Below are 16994 nucleotides of genomic sequence, written 5' to 3' on the forward strand. Positions count from 1 at the left end.
CATCACCCTACTTTTCTAGTAATGCTTTAGCTTCTGGATCACTAGGTGTAACACCCATCTTTTGTGCTTTCTTCAAAACATCCTCAATTGGGCCGACACCGCGGAAGGCATCTTCTGGTAAGTCATCAAGGTGACCATCCAAGATCATCTTAAAGCCTTTGATGGTTTCCTTAATTGGAACATATGAACCAGGTATGCCAGTAAATTGTTCAGCAACGAAGAAGTTTTGTGATAAGAAGAATTGAACCTTACGTGCACGGGCAACGATCAATTTTTCTTCATCAGACAATTCATCCATACCTAAAACAGAAATAATGTCTTGCAATTCGTGATAACGTTGCAAAACGTGTTGCACACGAGTAGCGACTTCATAGTGTTCTTTACCAACAACTTCTGGATCCAATGCACTTGATGAAGACTCAAGTGGGTCAACGGCTGGATAAATACCTTGTTCAACCAAACTACGTTCCAAGTTGGTAGTAGCATCCAAGTGAGCAAAAGTAGTAGCTGGAGCTGGGTCGGTATAGTCATCGGCTGGCACATAAACGGCTTGAATTGAAGTAATAGAACCCTTCTTGGTAGAAGTAATTCTTTCCTGCAATTGACCCATTTCAGTAGCCAAAGTTGGCTGATAACCAACGGCACTTGGCATACGACCTAACAAAGCTGATACTTCTGAACCAGCCTGAGTAAATCTGAAGATGTTGTCAATGAAGAGCAAAACATCTTGACCTTCAACATCTCTGAAGTATTCAGCGATTGTCAAACCAGTTAAAGCAACACGCATTCTGGCACCAGGCGGCTCATTCATCTGACCAAATACCATGGCAGTCTTGCTTAAAACTCCTGAAGCCTTCATTTCAAAGTAAAGGTCGTTACCTTCACGAGTTCTTTCACCAACACCAGTAAATACGGAAATACCACCGTGTTCTTGAGCGATGTTGTGAATCAATTCCTGAATGATAGTGGTCTTACCAACACCGGCACCACCGAACAAACCAACCTTACCACCACGAACATAAGGTTCGAGCAAGTCGATAACCTTGATACCAGTTTCAAGGATTTCACGACTAGTGGTTAATTCATCGTATTTTGGAGCTTCCTTATGAATTCCTTCACGTGGATGATCTTTTGGAAATTCTGGACCGTTATCGATTGGTTGACCCAAAACGTTGAACACACGACCTAAAGTGTCATCACCAACTGGAACTGAAATTGGGCCACCAGTATCCTCGACTTTCATACCGCGTCGAAGACTATCGGTAGATTCCATGGAAATAGTTCTTAAAATCCCATCTCCAAGCTCAAGAGTAACTTCCAAGACAATTGATTCATCTTCTGATTTAATTACTCGAAGAGCGTTATTAATATCAGGTAGGTTTTTATCAAGTGGGAATTTAACATCGACAACTGGGCCGATTACTTGAACAATTTCACCTTCACTCAAACCATCTACCTCCATTTCTTTTTTACTCTAAGGCATTCGCACCACTGATAATTTCAGTAATTTCAGTAGTAATTTGTGCCTGTCTTGCACGGTTTAACTTAGTAGTTAAATTATCAACCAAATCATTAGCATTATCTGTCGCACTCTGCATGGCAGTCATTGAACTAGCATGTTCAGCAGTTTTTGCATCCAAAATAGCCCCGTAAATTGTCGAACGAGCATACTGTGGAAGCAAACTTGTCAATACAGAATTAATGTCTGGTTCGATATCATATTCTAATTCTTGATGAGCTTCAGCTTCTTTAACGCCGATATCCAAATTAACAATTGGAAGCATCTTTTCAACTCTGAATGCAGATGACAAGGAGTTAACATGATGAGTGTAGCAAACATACAATTCATCATAAACACCATTCAAATACATCTTAATAGCGGTTGAAACGATTGGTAAAACTTCATCAAAGGTTGGAACATCAGAAATACCTGTCTTTTCGTAAACAACATTTACATTGTTTTTCTTAAAGAACTGTACTCCGACAGAACCCACAGCTAAAACCTTGATGTTTTTGTTTTCAGCCTTGGAATCTTCAAATAATCCCATCATGTTCTTCAAAACTTGACTGTTATAAGAACCTACTAATCCACGGTCACCAGTGATTACCAAATAACCAGTAGTATTAGGCTTTTTACGTTTTTGAATCAAATCTGAAGTAATACCTATTCCAAAAACATCAGCATAGTCAATTTTAGCAATATTCTTTTCGTCAACTGCAACATTCTCGTTTCTTAATTGTTCTACAATTTGTGAACTCATAACATTTGAAAGTGTCTTACGAACGTGATCATTATAAACGGTATAACCCTTATCACGTTTTTCGGTTTGACTAAGCTTTGATGCAGAAACCATTCTCATGGCCTCAGTTATTTTACCAGTTTGTTTTACTGAAGCGATCTTCTTCTTCAACTCAAGTAAAGATGCAGGCATAATTTACCTCCTAATTCTTACTTGGTGAAAAACTGTCATTAAATTCCTCAATAGCTGCTTGTAATTTCTTCTCATCTGGCAATTCCCCAGTCTCACGAATTTGCTTAAGCAAATCTGCATGACTGCTATCAAAATTGTCATAGATTTCACTCTCATAACGAGCAATATCTTCTACTGGAATTGAATCCAAGTAGCCGTGAGTTAATGCATAAAGAATTACAACTTGTTTTTCAACTGGTATTGGATCATGTAAAGGTTGTTTCAAAACTTCTACAGTACGGCGACCACGTTTTAATTTAGCTTGGGTTGCTTGATCCAAATCACTACCAAATTGTGCGAAACTTTCAAGTTCACGATATGCAGCAAGGTCAGTACGTAAAGTACCAGCAACCTTCTTCATAGCCTTAATCTGTGCATTACCACCAACACGAGAAACTGAGTTACCAGCATCAATGGCTGGACGAGTTCCTGCAAAGAACAAATCACTAAGTAAGAAAATCTGTCCATCGGTAATTGAAATTACGTTAGTAGGAATATATGCGGAAATATCTCCGGCTTCAGTTTGAATGAATGGCAATGCAGTCATTGATCCGCCACCTAGTTTGTCACTCAACTTAGCACTACGTTCAAGTAAACGTGAGTGTAAGTAGAAGACATCACCTGGGTAGGCTTCACGACCAGGTGGACGACGGAGAAGCAAGGAAAGTTCACGATAAGCGACGGCCTGTTTGGATAGGTCATCAAATACGATTAATACATCCTTGCCATTGTACATAAATTCCTCACCCATAGCGGTACCAGCATATGGTGCAATGTAAAGCATTGGTGCCGGTTCAGATGGGCCCGCTTCAACAACAATAGTGTAATCCATTGCTCCGAAACGTTTTAAAGTTTCAACTTGAGTTCTAACGGTTGATTCCTTTTGACCAACAGAAACGTAAATACAAATTACGTCTTTGCCCTTTTGGTTCAAAATAGTATCAATTGCCAAACTAGTCTTACCAGTCTTACGGTCACCGATAATTAATTCACGCTGACCTTTACCAATTGGTACCAAAGCGTCAATGGCTTTAATACCAGTTTGCAATGGTTCATCAACTGATTGACGATCCATAACACCTGGAGCTTTAGACTCAATTGGACGAGTTTTATCTGTCTTAATTTCGCCTAAGCCATCAACTGGTTGACCCAAAGGATTAACAACTCTACCGATAAGAGCGTCACCAACAGGAACTCGCATGATTTGACCGGTTCTCTTAACACGGTCTCCTTCACGAATATCGCCAAAATTACCCAAAATAATGATACCTACATCATTAGCTTCAAGGTTTTGAGCGATACCGTAAGAGCCATTTTCAAATTCCAACAGCTCATTAGACAAAACATTGTTAAGTCCGTGAGCCCGGGCGATACCATCACCTACGTAAGTTACAACACCAACTTCGTTGACGTCGAGCTTATCATCGTAGTGTTCAAGTTGTTGCTTGATCAAAGAGCTAATTTCTTCCGCTTTAATGCTCAATGGTTTCACCTCTTTTAATTTTCATCAATTAATTGCGCACGGATCTTCTTCAGTTTATTTTTAACCGATCCATCGATCACGCGATCTTTTACTTGTAAAATCACGCCGCCTAAAATACTTGGATCAACTTGATTCTCAAGACGCACAGCATTTAGGTGATACTTTTTAGCATAGCTATCACCCAAACGCTTAAGTTGATCATCATCTAACTTAACTGCCGTAGTTGCAGTGCCGGATGCGATTAACTTTTCTTGATCATAAAAGTCATCAAAGCGATCAATAATTGGAATGATATATTCAAACCGATCATATTCAAGTAAAAGATTCAGAAATCCTTGGATTTCATCGGAAAAATCTTTTTCGATGGCTTCCAAAGTCTTCTTTTTCTCATCTTTGTTTAAAATTGGATCGCTTAAAACTCCGACAATTGCAGGATTTTCTTCAATTGCTTTTTTCAGTTCCTGCAATTGAAAAAACATCGGATCTAAGACTTTCATGTCTTGCGCATAGCCAAACAAAGCAGCACCGTAACGCGCAGCTATTTCTTCTCTACTTAAAGCCATTAATCATTCAGCCCCTTAATAAATTGGTCGACTAAATCTTTTTGGTCTTCAGCAGATAAATTCTTTGCAATTACCTTTTCAGCAATCGCAACTGAAATATCTGCAACTTGTCTGCGAGCATCATTAATCGCATCAGCCTTAGCCTTTTTAGCATCAGCTTCAGCCTTCTTACGAATTGATGCTGCGTCATTGTTAGCGTCAGCTACAATTTGACTGCCTATCTTTTGCGCATTCGTTTTGGCGTCAGAGAGAATTTGAGTTGCTTCTTGTCTTGAATTCTTTAAAGCAGCTTCTCGTTCGTTAGCCAAAGTTTCGGCTTTCTTACGATTGCTTTCAGCTGAATCCAAGTCTTCAATAACTTTTTGCCGCCGTTTTTCCATCATGTCTGAGACAGGGCCCCAAGCATAATGCTTAACTAAAAGCATTAAGATGGCAAAAACAACAAGATACCAGATAGTGTTACCTATGTATACATGTGAGGCTGCAAATAATGTTTCAAAAGTCATTTACTGCCCTTCTCTCTTTAATACCTGAATCTTCTCGATTGACAAATTATTAAAGGAAAAGAATCAAGAAGGCAACAACGATAGCCAAGATAGGAACGGCTTCGATCAAACCAACACCAATAAACATAGTAGCTCTTAAGTTGCCGGCACTTTCAGGTTGGCGAGCCATACATTCAATGGTCTTTGAAATAACCTTTCCGTTACCGAAGGAAGCAGCTAAGGCTGCTAAACCAGCTGCAATTGATGCAGCAAGATATTTAAATGCTTCTGACATAAAATAAACCTCCAAAAATTATTCTTTTGCAACTTTCTTACCAATGTAAACCATTGATAAAGTTACAAATACATATGCCTGGATAGAGCCAATGAAGACAGAGAAACCTTGCCAAATCATGGCCAATGGAGCCGCTAAAATTATAGTTGGGATACCGCCGCTCATTGCAAGTCGGTCTCCTAGCAAAGTTAGCAAAACTTCACCAGCATAGATGTTCCCATACAAACGTAATGACAGAGTCAAAAAGTTAGTAAACTCTTCAATCAAATTGATTGGAAGTAAGAATCCAACTGGGGCAGTGTAATTTCGCAAGTATCCACCTACACCGAATTTTTGCACCCCAAATGTAAATGATAAAAGCAAGGTCATCATTGCAAACGACATTGTCGCTACAGGATCAGCGGTTGGTGATTTAATAACCATCCAATCACCTACTTTAACTTCCAAGAACATACCCAATTGGTTCATAAACCAAATGAATAAGAAAAGAACAAAAGCATAAAGTGATAAGTGTTTTTGTGCATCGGGATCACTAACATTGTCTTTAACGATTCCGTTAGTAAAATCGAGCAGATATTCAATCACATTTTGCTTTTTGTTTGGTCTTAATTCAACTTTTCTTGAAAGCCAAATGCAGATAAACAAAACCGCTAGTGCCATTAGCGTTGAGCCAATAATCCCTACGAGATCGAATTTTAAGCCCAAGAACTCAAAAACAAGTGGTTTCTCCATTACTTCGTGACCTCCCTTCTTCGTGCTGAATAAACTCGAACACGTTATCATATTAACACCAAAAGCTAGCTTTGTGAAAAATGAAAGCGCATTTAAGTCGTTTTTTTCAGATTAAATAACGAATTATTTAGTACCGAAGATACGGTCACCGGCATCCCCTAAGCCTGGGAAAATATAGCCGTTATCAAGCAATTTTTCGTCTTCAGCTGCTGCATAAATATCAACATCAGGATATTTTTCACGAATAGCTTTAACACCTTCTGGTGCAGCAACCAAAACTGCTAACTTGATTTCCTTAACGCCACGCTTCTTTAATGCGCCAATAGCATCAATAGCTGAACCACCAGTAGCAAGCATTGGGTCAACAATTAAGCATTCCCGTTCTGAAACGTCCTTTGGCATCTTGCAGAAGTATTCATGTGGTTTAAGAGTCTTTTCATCACGGTACATTCCGATTACGCCAACTTTAGCAGTAGGTACCATTTCAAGAACACCATTAAGCATTCCCATACCTGCACGCAAAATTGGAACAATCGTTAATTTCTTGCCCGCAATTTCTTTTTGTGTGGTTTTACCAATTGGAGTTTCGATTTCGACATCCTTCAATGGTAAATCTCTGGTAATTTCATATGTCATTAAACCACCAATTTCACCGACGATCCGGCGAAATTCATTTGAACCAGTTTCTTTACGACGAATGATCGTTAATTTATGTTGGATCAATGGGTGATCTAAAACTACAAATTTTCCCATGTTGTGACTGCCTCCTAATTTAAAACAAATTAACGTCAACATTATTTTATCAAAAAAGCAAAGGGTTTAAAGCCCTTTGCTATGTTTATTTATTAAAATGATGACCAGCTGCTGCTTTGTTAAGTCGATTCATGTAAGCTAGACTAGCTTCTCCTTCATCAAAACCTTCAACATAAATTTGATGAATATTTTTCTTATCATCGAAATAACGCAAGCCGCCAAACAAATTATGATCAGCTTGAATTAAATCATCACCCAAGTTGAATTTATTTTCTTGTGGCAAGTCAATTTTAGCTAATACATTTTTTGTTGCCATAACGCCAGTATTTTCATTCAAATCGATTTTAGCAAAATCCTCTGGGTGATCAATGACCATGACTGGTGCGCTTGGAGCATAATGCCGGTATTTCATTCCTGGTGCCTTAGGGATTTCTTTGTTTGACACCTTGCCCGTGTTGATTAAAACTTTTTCACCTAAAACTTCAGAAAGTTCTTCCGGAGTAATTTCACCCGGACGCAATACAATCGGTGTTTTTACGGACAAATCAATAATTGTTGATTCAAGACCTACCCGAGTTGGACCGCCATCAATAATACCAGCAATTTTGCCCTTAAGATCGTGATAGACATGTTGTGCAGTAGTTGGACTTGGCTTAGTAGAAGTATTGGCTGATGGGCCAACGATTGGATATCCGAGCTTTTTAATTAAAGTATGAGTAAGCTTATCATCAGGGCATCTAAAGGCAACTGTATCCAAGCCGCCAGTAACAGCATCTGGCAAGGAACCAGGTTTAACAAACAAAAGAATAGTCAAAGGGCCTGGCCAAAAATGCTTGATCAGCTTTTCTGCTCTTTCAGGAACTTCTTTGGCATAACGGCGCATCATATCTTCATCGGAGACGGTTACAATCAAAGGATTATCGCTGGGACGCCCTTTGGCAGCATAAACGCCCTTAACAGATTTTTCATTAGTGGCAATTGCTCCTAAGCCATAAACCGTTTCGGTTGGAAAAGCTACTAATTCACCTTTTGCCAGCAACTTCACTGCATCATCAATTTGTTCTTCAGAAAAAATCTTAGTTTCCATTATTTCTTCCACCTTCCATGAATCATACGTGGTTTACCAGCCATGTCTTTTCTAAACTCAATTTCAAAATCCGAAAGTTCTGCATTAAAAAGTTCACGCAATTGCTGTTCTTCACTGAAACCAAATTCCATGAAAAACTCACCGTGACTATTGATATGATCACGGACCTCTTTAGCGAATTTACGATAAAAATCAAGCCCATCATCGCCGCCAAATAGAGCTGTATCAGGTTCGTTCTGCAAAACGTTTTGATCCATATCTTTTACTTCGGATTTTTTAATATACGGCGGATTAGAAATAATTTTGTCGAATTTAGCCAAGCCGATTAAGCAGTTAGCCTTACGAACCAAGGCATCAACACTGTAAGTGAGCAAATTTTCTTCCGCAATTCTTAAAGCAGTATCAGTAACGTCTGAGATTGTCAGGTGCAAATCAGCAATATGTTTTTTCTCAGCTTCTTTAGCTAATGCAATTGCAATACAACCTGAACCTGTCCCTAAATCAAGCACTTGATCGCCGTTATGCAAGGATTTTAGTGCCCATTCGACTAATTCCTCAGTTTCAAAACGAGGGATTAAAACGCCGCGTTGAACCATAATTTTGTAGCCCAAAAACCAGGCATAGCCCAAAATATATTGTGGGGAAATGCCCTTAGCTAATTTTTTAATGTCCTTGTTTGCTTGCTTAACTTGTGCATCGCTCAGCTCTAGATCCTGCTTTAATTCAAATTCGCTAGGAGTAAGTCCTAATCTTTCACCCAGAACGTAATCAATATCTTCCGGTCGAGCTTGATCTGCCGTTTCTCCTGCTTTAATGCGAATATCTTTTAATGTTTTGGGCATTCTTATCAGCAAGCTCCTCTAACTGCTTAGTTTGATTGTAAAGGATCAAAGCATCAATAATCTCATCAAGTTCACCGTTCATTACCCGGTCTAGCTTGTTAATAGTTAAACCAATCCGGTGATCAGTAACTCTGTTCTGAGGATAGTTGTAAGTTCTAATTCTTTCAGAACGATCCCCCGTACCTACGGCATTTTTACGCTTAGCATCATATTTGTCACGATTTTGCGTTTCATAATAATCGTAAACACGAGATTTCAAAATCTGCATCGCTTTCTCACGGTTTTGCTGCTGACTACGTTGATCCTGCATAGCTACAACAATACCAGTTGGCAAGTGAGTCATTCTAACGGCACTTGAGGTTTTGTTAATGTGCTGACCACCGGCACCACTGGAACGATAAACATCCACTCTGATGTCTTTTGGATCCAAATCAATATCAACTTGCTCATATTCTGGCATTACAGCAACAGTAGCAGTTGAAGTATGAACACGACCTTGAGATTCGGTTACTGGAATTCTTTGAACACGGTGCGCACCATTTTCATACTTTAATTTGGAGTAGACCTTATCGCCAGCAATCATAATGGCAACCCGCTTATAGCCACCAACCTCAGTTGGCTCTGAATCAACCATGGAGACTTTCCATCCTTGACGTTCAGCGTATTTTTCATACATTCTCAATAAATCGCCAGCAAATAATGATGCTTCATCACCACCAGCTGCTCCTCTAATTTCCATAATGATATCTTTGTCATCGTTTGGATCCTTAGGAAGCATTAAAATTTTGATTTGCTCTTCTAGTTCAGGAAGCTCTTTTTCTAATTCAGAATTTTCTTCCTTTGCCATTTCTACTAAATCTGCATCGCTTTCGTCGGAAATGATCTTTTTATTATCAGCGATTTCTTTTTGATCTGCTTTATATTTCTTGTATTTTTGAACAACTTCACGCAAGTCAGCTTCTTCTTTTGAAACTTCCATGTAGCGCTTAGTATCATTGATTACTTCTGGATCGGCCATCATTTCTTGGAGTTCTTCATAGTGAGCAGCCAAGCCTTCCAGTTGTGCCATAACCTTATCCATAAACTCGTCTCCTTTTATTTTCTATTTTGTCCTGGGTGGAAATAATGAAAGCGACAAACAGGGTAATAGCTTTCATCGCCACCAATTTGAACTTGTTCGCCTTCATAAACAGGCTTACCATCGTTTACACGCAAATTCATTGTAGCCTTGTGACCGCAATAGTGACAAATTGTTTTCATTTCGTCAATCTTATCAGCATAAATCAGCAGATTTTCACTGCCCTCAAATAAATGATTCTGAAAATCTTGTTTTAAGCCGAAAGTCATCACCGGAATTTTTAGTTCATCAACAATTTTAGTACATTCTATGACATGATGTTTTTTTAAAAATTGTGCTTCATCAATCAAGACGCAAGCAACTTTTCCTGCTCCAGAGGCAACATCCTTTTCATTTTTATTTTTTACATAGTCAAAAATATTCATTTCTGAGGTAACTGGAATTGCCTTCCGATGCAAGCCGATCCTTGAAGAAACCGTACCTACTCCGGCACGATCATCCAAACCACTTGTCATTAAAACGATTTTTCTGCCTTGAGCTTCATAATTATGGGCAACTTTAAGAAATTCAATTGTTTTGCCACTGCTCATTGCACCATAACGGAAAAATAACTGTGCCATTGTGACTCCCCTTTATTAAAATATCCGTTTTATAGTATAGATGAAAATTAAATTTTATGCATTGAAACTAACGTAAAAATCTACTTTTAACTTCTGCTATATGCTATAGTAAAAACTAGTTTTATTAGTGGGGAAAATTATATGAGTTTTAAATCAGGAATTGCCAAAGTTGCTGGAAAGGCATCTTATTGGTTCTTACATAATGTTCTTAAAGGCGGAACCAGTTTCCCTGGCAAGCTAGCTATGAAAATTGATCCGCAAGTTTTAAATTCATTAGCCAAAGGCTACGAAACAATCATCGTAACCGGGACCAATGGAAAAACTATGACCACCGCATTAATTGTGGAATCTTTAAAGAAAAAATATGGTGATATTCTTACCAATCCTTCTGGTTCAAATATGCAGCAAGGAATCGTAACAGCATTTTTAGCTCACAAGCATAAACGTGTGCAACGCAAAATAGCTGTGCTTGAAGTAGACGAAGCCAATGTCAAAATGGTAACTAAACTGCTTCATCCATCCGCATTTGTTTTGACCAATATTTTCCGTGACCAAATGGATCGTTATGGTGAAATCTACACCACCTACGATAAAATCGTCAACGGGATTAAGTTGGCACCCAAGGCAAAGATAATCGCCAACGGGGATGCAAGCATTTTTTCTTCTGTTGACTTGCCTAATCCAAAAATCTACTTCGGTTTTAAATTGGCAGATGATCTTGAAACAAATGATTTTAAAGCACCTGTTAATACAGATGGTGTCTTATGCCCTAAATGCGATCACATCTTGCACTATCATGAACGCATTTACGCCAATTTAGGTGATTTCTTCTGTCCTAACTGCAGCTATCATCGACCAAAACTAACTTACACAGTCAACGAAATTATCGATCAAACGCCAAATTCATTAAAATTCAAAATGGGTGAAAAAGAGTACGCTATTAATATTGGTGGCACATACAATATTTACAACGCACTAGCTGCCTACTCCGTAGCTCGTGAATTTGGTTTAAGCGATGAAGAAGTTGCTGCTGCTTTTGCCGAAAACAAACGAATCTTTGGTCGTCAAGAATTGATAAAATATGGCAATAAAGAAATCGATTTGATTCTGGTTAAAAACCCGGTTGGACTTGATGAAGTTCTCCATATGTTGAATACAGAAAAAGATGATTATTCGTTGGTAACTTTATTAAATGCCAACCATGCCGATGGAATTGATACTTCTTGGATTTGGGATGCTGACTACGAAGGCTTGGACAAGAAGAAAATCAAGCGAGTTCTAGTTGGTGGTCAACGCTGGCATGATATGGGCTTCAGATTGGAAGTTTCAGGCTTTGAACCTGGCACCATGCTTACCAATCCGGATGATGACAGTTTAATTGAAGAAATTACTAAATTGCCAACCAAAAAGGTTTATATCTTATCAACTTACACAGCAATGCTTGCCCTGCGTAAGGCAATGGCGGAAAAGAAAATTATCAAGGCTGGAATGTAACAGCTACAAAATTAAAAGAGCTGATCAAATGATCAGCTCTTTTTTTATAAACAAAAATGCCTTAATATCAAGCTTTGTAATAACTCAATACTAAGACATTTACTAAATATTGGGATGTTGGGGCTCGAACCCAAACGTCCAGGAACCAGAATCCTGTGCCTTACCAATTTGGCTACATCCCAGTGCTAATCACCCGTACGAGAATTGAACTCGTAACTCCACCTTGAGAGGGTGGCGTCTTAACCATTTGACCAACGGGCAAACTTAACAGTTGTTATTATCCTTTTTTCTGCTAGCCTTGTCAAGCTGCTTTCTCTATAATAATTATTAATGAGGTAGAAAATTTTATGATCGATTACTTCGCAACGCAAAATTTAATTGAATCGATGGTTACGGAACGAGTTGTCCCAGGCGTTAATTACGCTTTTATCAAGGATAAACAAGTCTTTACTTCGACTGTCGGCTTTGCAAGCATTTATCCGACAGTGACCCAACTTAGTCCTTTTGCTGAATACGATTTGGCTAGTTTGACTAAAGTAATTGCCACTGAAAATGTTTTGCTCAAACTATATGATCAGGGAAAAATTAATTTCTCTGAGCCATTGCATCAATTTATTCCAGAATTTAGCGATCAACGCATTCGTTTATTTCATTTATTAACTCACACGAGCGGTATTCGCGGCTGGATCCCCAACCGTGATCAACTAGATCATGATCAGTTGCTAGATGCGATTATCCATTTGCCCGTAACAGATGAATTCAAAGCTAAAATGCGCTACGCAGACACCAATTTTATTCTATTAGGCTTGGTCATTAAAAAAATTTTTGGCGCCCCGGTTCAAGATGTAGCAATGCAAGAGGTGATTAAACCTATGGGGCTTACGCACACTACATTTCATCCGATAAAAAAGGACTGCGTTCCAACGGCAATTGTTAATGGTGAGGTTCTGCAAGGCATTCCCCATGATCCTAAAGCCAGACAACTAGGCAACGACTGCGGATCAGCTGGTTTATTCTCCAGCATGGGCGATTTAATTAAGCTGGCACGCGGCTATTTAGGACTGGATAAAACTATCCTGCCATATAGTCAACAAACTGTCAGCCTGTTATTTGACAATAAAAATGCTGTAAATGTAAAGCCTAGATCCTGGGGATGGGATTTGCGCTTTGATCCCAAGCTTCATTATCCGATTATTTTGCATACTGGTTTCACTGGTACGTTGATTATTCTTGATCGATTGAAACGTTCTGGATTGATTTTATTGACTAATCGCGTTCACCCGTCAGGACACAATACTATTTTTTTAGCAATGCGCGAAAAAATCATTCAAAGTTTTCTAAAAGAAAATTCCAAATAAAAAGAGCGGCTGGTGTCCAGTCGCTCTTTTTTATTCTCACAATTCTTTTTCATTCATTTTAATTATAAACCTATTTTAGTCTTTTGGCTTATTTTCTAGACTAAACATTTTCCAATAGCAGAAAAGAATGACAATTGACAAAATTGCAATAAAGCAAAATGCAGCTTCACTGCCTTGACTAGTTAAAACGCGGTAGTTGCCAGCACGATTTTGCCAAATAGAAATTATTGCCGCCATTACAGCTGTTCCCATTGAACCTGCATATTGCTGCGTGGTTTCAAAAACGGCTGTCGCATCTGTTCTCATTTGATTGGTTTGAACTTTCATCGCTTCAGCCATCGTATTGTTGAAACACATTCTGTGTCCTAACATCAAAACAGTATAGAAGATCATCAGCATTATCGTTGTTAAGTTTAAGCCAAAAATTATAAACAAAACACTGGCAATAATAAACATGATAGAACCTGTATATAAAGCTGCTTTAGCACCATGAGTATCATAAAATCTACCAAAGATTGGATTGAAAATTGAAGAAATAATACTACCAGGAAGCAAAATTAAACCACCGATTAATGAAGTTGAACCGCCGACAATTTGCGCATAGTTTGGAAGTACAAAACTAATTCCGATATTAATAAACTGTAAGCTAAAATATGCGATTAATGCATAAATAAATGCTTTGCGTTTAAATACTGCCAAATTTACTAATTTCTTAGTACTGGTCTTTGATAAATGAATGAAAAGCCACACTAAAAATACAGTTGCAATCATCCCTAGCCAGAACCAAATATTAGTCAACCCATTTTCAATTTGGTTAAAGCCAAGATTAAATACGACCAGGGCTAAAGCAATAACGACGTATCTGCCCCAGTCAAAAGAAATATTTTTCTTTGGGTGATACTTTTCAACAGCAAATGCGCCCAGGATTAAAACAATAACACCAATGCAAATTACAATATGGAAGATTAAGCGCCAGTTCCAGTAATAAATTACTGTCCCACCAAAGGTTGGTCCTAAGGCTGGTGCTAAGGCAATTACCAGACCGGCAATCCCCATCCAGAAGCCCCATTTTGATCTTGGCATTAATTCAACGACTAAATTGAATAAAAGCGGAATTGAAAGTCCCACACCAAAAGATGAAATTAGACGTCCAATCAATAAAACTGGGAAACTATTTGCTAGACCACAAATTAATGAACCAAGAATAAATGTAATTGCGGCAGTCAAGAATAATTGACGTGCAGAAAAACGTTCATTTAAATAGGACGAAGCAATAATAATAACTGCGATCATCAAGAGATAACCGGTTGTCGTCCATTGAATTGTTCCTAAACTAACCTTAAAAATCTTCATTAAAGTTGGAAAAGTTACATTCAAACTGGTCTCTGTCAAAATACTAATAAAGGCCATTAAGGCACAAGAAATAATTGCTAAAACATGTTTTGCGGTAACTTCTTTTTCCTTCACTTTATCATTTCCTCTCTAAATCAAAAAAGAGTAGAAGCTGAATGCTTCTACCCTTTCTTTGATCACACAAGTGTAATCACATTAATCGTACAACAGTTAATGGTTGTACTGAGTATACGCGATATTAAAGACGCTTAGCTAAGTCATCGTGTAAGTTTTCGTAGCCTGGCTTGTTAAGAAGACCAAACATGTTACGCTTGTATGCTTCAACACCTGGTTGGTTGAATGGGTTAATACCGTTCAAGTAACCTGAAATACCAATTGCTAATTCGAAGAAGTAAATCATGTAACCCAAAGTATGTACTGATTGGTCTGGAATGTTAACAGTCATTACAGGAACACCACCATCAGTGTGGGCCAAAACAACACCTTCGTAAGCACGGTCGTTTACGTAGTTCAAGCTCTTGCCTTCCAAGAAGTTAAGTTGATCCAAGTTCTTGTGATCGCCAGGAATCTTAACGTCGTGACGTGGGTTTTCAACACGAATAACAGTTTCGAATAAGTTACGAAGACCTTCTTGGATGTATTGACCAAGTGAGTGTAAGTCAGTAGTGAAGTTTGCACTAGATGGGTAAATACCCTTTTGGTCCTTACCTTCTGATTCACCCATCAATTGCTTGCACCATTCACCAAACATTCTAAGGTTTGGTTCATAGTTTTCAACAATTTCAGTAGTGTAACCCTTACGGTAAAGAATGTTACGAAGTGCAGCATATTGATATGGTGAGTTCTTGCTTAAGTCAGTGTCAGTGTAATCAGCACGTGCATCAGCAGCACCTTTCATCAATTCATCAATATCAGCACCTGAAGCAGCGATTGGAAGCAAACCAACAGCTGAAAGAACACTGTAACGACCACCAACATCATCTGGAACTACGAATTCTTCGTAACCTTCTGCGTCAGCTTCGGTCTTAAGAGCACCCTTCTTACGGTCAGTAGTAGCGTAAATTCTCTTTGCAGCTTCTTCCTTACCGTACTTCTTGATCAACTTGTCTTTGAAAATTCTGAATGCTACTGAAGGTTCAGTAGTAGTACCAGATTTAGAAATTACGTTAATGCTGAAGTCCTTGTCGCCTAACCATTTAATAAGGTCGTAAAGGTATGAACCTGAAAGTGAGTTACCACAGAAGACAACGATTGGGTTATCGTTCTTTTCCTTGCCGTAGAAGTTGCTGTTCAAGAATTCAATTGCAGCTTGAGCACCAAGGTAAGAACCACCAATACCGATACAAATCAAAACATCTGAATCGTTTTGAATCTTCTTGGCAGCCTTCTTGATACGGGCAAATTCATCCTTGTCATAATCAACTGGCAAATCAACCCAGCCACGGAAATCGTTACCAGCACCAGTACCTTCACGGAGTTCAGTGTTAGCAGCATTAACCATAGCTTGCATTTCGCCTAATTCATTTTCATGAACAAATGGTGTTAATTTACTACTATCAAATTTAATTAAACTCATAAATCTGCTTCCTAACTAGATAAAATTATTTATTTCACAAGACTATTTTAGCAATCTTATTTCTCGAATACCAGTCAAACAATTGATTATTTGATAAGTTTTTTCCCTAACAGATAAATCAAGTAACCGATTACCATGCCACAAGTATTAAAGAAAACATCATCGATATCTGAAACTCCTGTTTCAAGCAAGAATTGCAAAGTTTCAATCATAATTGAAAAAAGAATTCCGGCGCCAATAACTTTAATAAAACTTTGCTTCTTTGAAAAAACGATTGGCGTTAAAATTCCAAGGGGCAAGAAACATAAAATATTACCGAAGCAGTTATAAATAAAATCTACTTTGCTTTGAGCATAAACCATTTTCCATGTTTCTTTTAAAAAGACAAAGTTGATATCGCTAAGTGGCCGATTGAAATAAAAGTTCAGCTGCCAAGGGAAATAGGATTCTCTAAATGTAGTAAACATTAAGACAAAAATAATATAAAAAACAAGAAGCCATACGCTGGCCTCCGAAGGAATTGATCTTCTGCGTCTAACGCATAAAAGCCAGATCAATCTGATAACTGCAAAAATCAAAAAATAAAAAATCGTTTTGTCTAATGCGAGCAATGTCAGTTTGATTAAAGCAAAATGATTTATTCTAGTGGCATATAAAGCTGATAAAAAATTATAAAGTGGTCCCAAAAACAGCATGCTTTGCTTTTCCTCTGCAATTAATTTCTAAAATAAATTATACTCATTTTTAGGGACTTTAATTATTAAGAAAAAACTAACTCTGACCAAAAGATTGTTTTAAACGAAT

Annotated in this window: 17 protein-coding genes and 2 tRNA genes; 2 read left to right on the top strand and 17 right to left on the bottom strand. The window is 38.2% G+C overall.

What is annotated here, in order from left to right:
• Window positions 1-7 precede the first annotated feature (7 nt).
• The 12 genes from atpD to B2008_RS04125 all read right to left on the bottom strand — a co-directional run bounded on the left by atpD (window position 8) and on the right by B2008_RS04125 (window position 10409).
• Window positions 8-1447 carry a F0F1 ATP synthase subunit beta gene (gene atpD, locus B2008_RS04070; RefSeq protein ID WP_286822322.1) on the bottom strand — a complete coding sequence of 480 codons (1440 nt, stop codon included), beginning with the start codon at window positions 1445-1447 and terminating at the stop codon, window positions 8-10.
• A 22-nt stretch (window positions 1448-1469) separates the two neighbouring features.
• A complete protein-coding gene (locus B2008_RS04075) occupies window positions 1470-2432 on the bottom strand; it encodes a F0F1 ATP synthase subunit gamma (RefSeq protein WP_281828014.1) in 963 nt (320 codons plus the stop codon).
• 10 nt (window positions 2433-2442) lie between these two features.
• On the bottom strand, window positions 2443-3954 hold the full coding sequence (atpA, locus tag B2008_RS04080) for a F0F1 ATP synthase subunit alpha (protein ID WP_281828012.1): 1512 nt from the start codon (window positions 3952-3954) through the stop codon (window positions 2443-2445).
• 14 nt (window positions 3955-3968) lie between these two features.
• Entirely contained in the window at window positions 3969-4517 is a 549-nt protein-coding gene (gene atpH, locus B2008_RS04085) for an ATP synthase F1 subunit delta (protein ID WP_281828011.1), read from the bottom strand.
• A complete protein-coding gene (gene atpF / locus B2008_RS04090) occupies window positions 4517-5023 on the bottom strand; it encodes a F0F1 ATP synthase subunit B (protein ID WP_281828009.1) in 507 nt (168 codons plus the stop codon). The genes atpH and atpF overlap by 1 nt, the downstream gene beginning before the upstream one ends.
• Before the next feature lie 49 nt (window positions 5024-5072).
• Window positions 5073-5297 carry a F0F1 ATP synthase subunit C gene (gene atpE / locus B2008_RS04095; protein ID WP_025079925.1) on the bottom strand — a complete coding sequence of 75 codons (225 nt, stop codon included), beginning with the start codon at window positions 5295-5297 and terminating at the stop codon, window positions 5073-5075.
• Between the two features lie 18 nt (window positions 5298-5315).
• Entirely contained in the window at window positions 5316-6029 is a 714-nt protein-coding gene (gene atpB, locus B2008_RS04100) for a F0F1 ATP synthase subunit A (RefSeq protein WP_281828007.1), read from the bottom strand.
• A gap of 123 nt (window positions 6030-6152) precedes the next feature.
• Window positions 6153-6782, bottom strand: coding sequence for a uracil phosphoribosyltransferase (gene upp, locus B2008_RS04105; protein ID WP_006351770.1), 630 nt, complete (start codon window positions 6780-6782; stop codon window positions 6153-6155).
• An 85-nt stretch (window positions 6783-6867) separates the two neighbouring features.
• Window positions 6868-7869 (bottom strand): L-threonylcarbamoyladenylate synthase, encoded by a 1002-nt coding sequence (locus B2008_RS04110; RefSeq protein ID WP_281828005.1) that lies wholly within the window; start codon window positions 7867-7869, stop codon window positions 6868-6870.
• Window positions 7869-8711, bottom strand: coding sequence for a peptide chain release factor N(5)-glutamine methyltransferase (gene prmC, locus B2008_RS04115; protein WP_281828004.1), 843 nt, complete (start codon window positions 8709-8711; stop codon window positions 7869-7871). The genes B2008_RS04110 and prmC overlap by 1 nt, the downstream gene beginning before the upstream one ends.
• Complete coding sequence (prfA, locus tag B2008_RS04120; protein WP_281828002.1) at window positions 8680-9792, bottom strand: peptide chain release factor 1; 1113 nt, start codon at window positions 9790-9792, stop codon at window positions 8680-8682. Before prfA ends, prmC begins: the two co-directional genes overlap by 32 nt.
• A 14-nt stretch (window positions 9793-9806) precedes the next feature.
• Entirely contained in the window at window positions 9807-10409 is a 603-nt protein-coding gene (locus tag B2008_RS04125) for a thymidine kinase (RefSeq protein WP_281828001.1), read from the bottom strand.
• Between the two features lie 141 nt (window positions 10410-10550).
• On the opposite strand from B2008_RS04125, the gene B2008_RS04130 reads away from it, so the two are divergent.
• Window positions 10551-11903: a Mur ligase family protein gene (locus tag B2008_RS04130; protein WP_281828000.1), complete on the top strand. Its 1353-nt coding sequence runs from the start codon at window positions 10551-10553 to the stop codon at window positions 11901-11903.
• Window positions 11904-12012: 109 nt separating this feature from the next.
• Here the strand turns inward: B2008_RS04130 and B2008_RS04135 are convergent.
• Together B2008_RS04135 and B2008_RS04140 are read right to left on the bottom strand one after the other, a co-directional pair.
• Window positions 12013-12085, bottom strand: a tRNA-Gln gene (locus B2008_RS04135).
• Window positions 12086-12092: 7 nt separating this feature from the next.
• Window positions 12093-12164, bottom strand: a tRNA-Glu gene (locus B2008_RS04140).
• Between the two features lie 86 nt (window positions 12165-12250).
• Between B2008_RS04140 and B2008_RS04145 the strand changes: the two genes are divergently transcribed.
• Complete coding sequence (locus B2008_RS04145; RefSeq protein ID WP_281827998.1) at window positions 12251-13261, top strand: serine hydrolase domain-containing protein; 1011 nt, start codon at window positions 12251-12253, stop codon at window positions 13259-13261.
• Between the two features lie 75 nt (window positions 13262-13336).
• Here B2008_RS04145 and B2008_RS04150 read toward each other — a convergent pair whose 3' ends face one another.
• The 3 genes from B2008_RS04150 to B2008_RS04160 all read right to left on the bottom strand — a co-directional run bounded on the left by B2008_RS04150 (window position 13337) and on the right by B2008_RS04160 (window position 16885).
• Window positions 13337-14728: a DHA2 family efflux MFS transporter permease subunit gene (locus B2008_RS04150; RefSeq protein WP_281827996.1), complete on the bottom strand. Its 1392-nt coding sequence runs from the start codon at window positions 14726-14728 to the stop codon at window positions 13337-13339.
• Between the two features lie 124 nt (window positions 14729-14852).
• Window positions 14853-16190: a glucose-6-phosphate isomerase gene (locus tag B2008_RS04155; RefSeq protein WP_281827994.1), complete on the bottom strand. Its 1338-nt coding sequence runs from the start codon at window positions 16188-16190 to the stop codon at window positions 14853-14855.
• 86 nt (window positions 16191-16276) lie between these two features.
• A complete protein-coding gene (locus B2008_RS04160) occupies window positions 16277-16885 on the bottom strand; it encodes a VanZ family protein (RefSeq protein ID WP_281827993.1) in 609 nt (202 codons plus the stop codon).
• Window positions 16886-16994 lie beyond the last annotated feature (109 nt).

Source organism: Lactobacillus sp. UBA5813, assembly GCF_002417895.1.
Lineage (GTDB): Bacteria > Bacillota > Bacilli > Lactobacillales > Lactobacillaceae > Lactobacillus > Lactobacillus amylolyticus.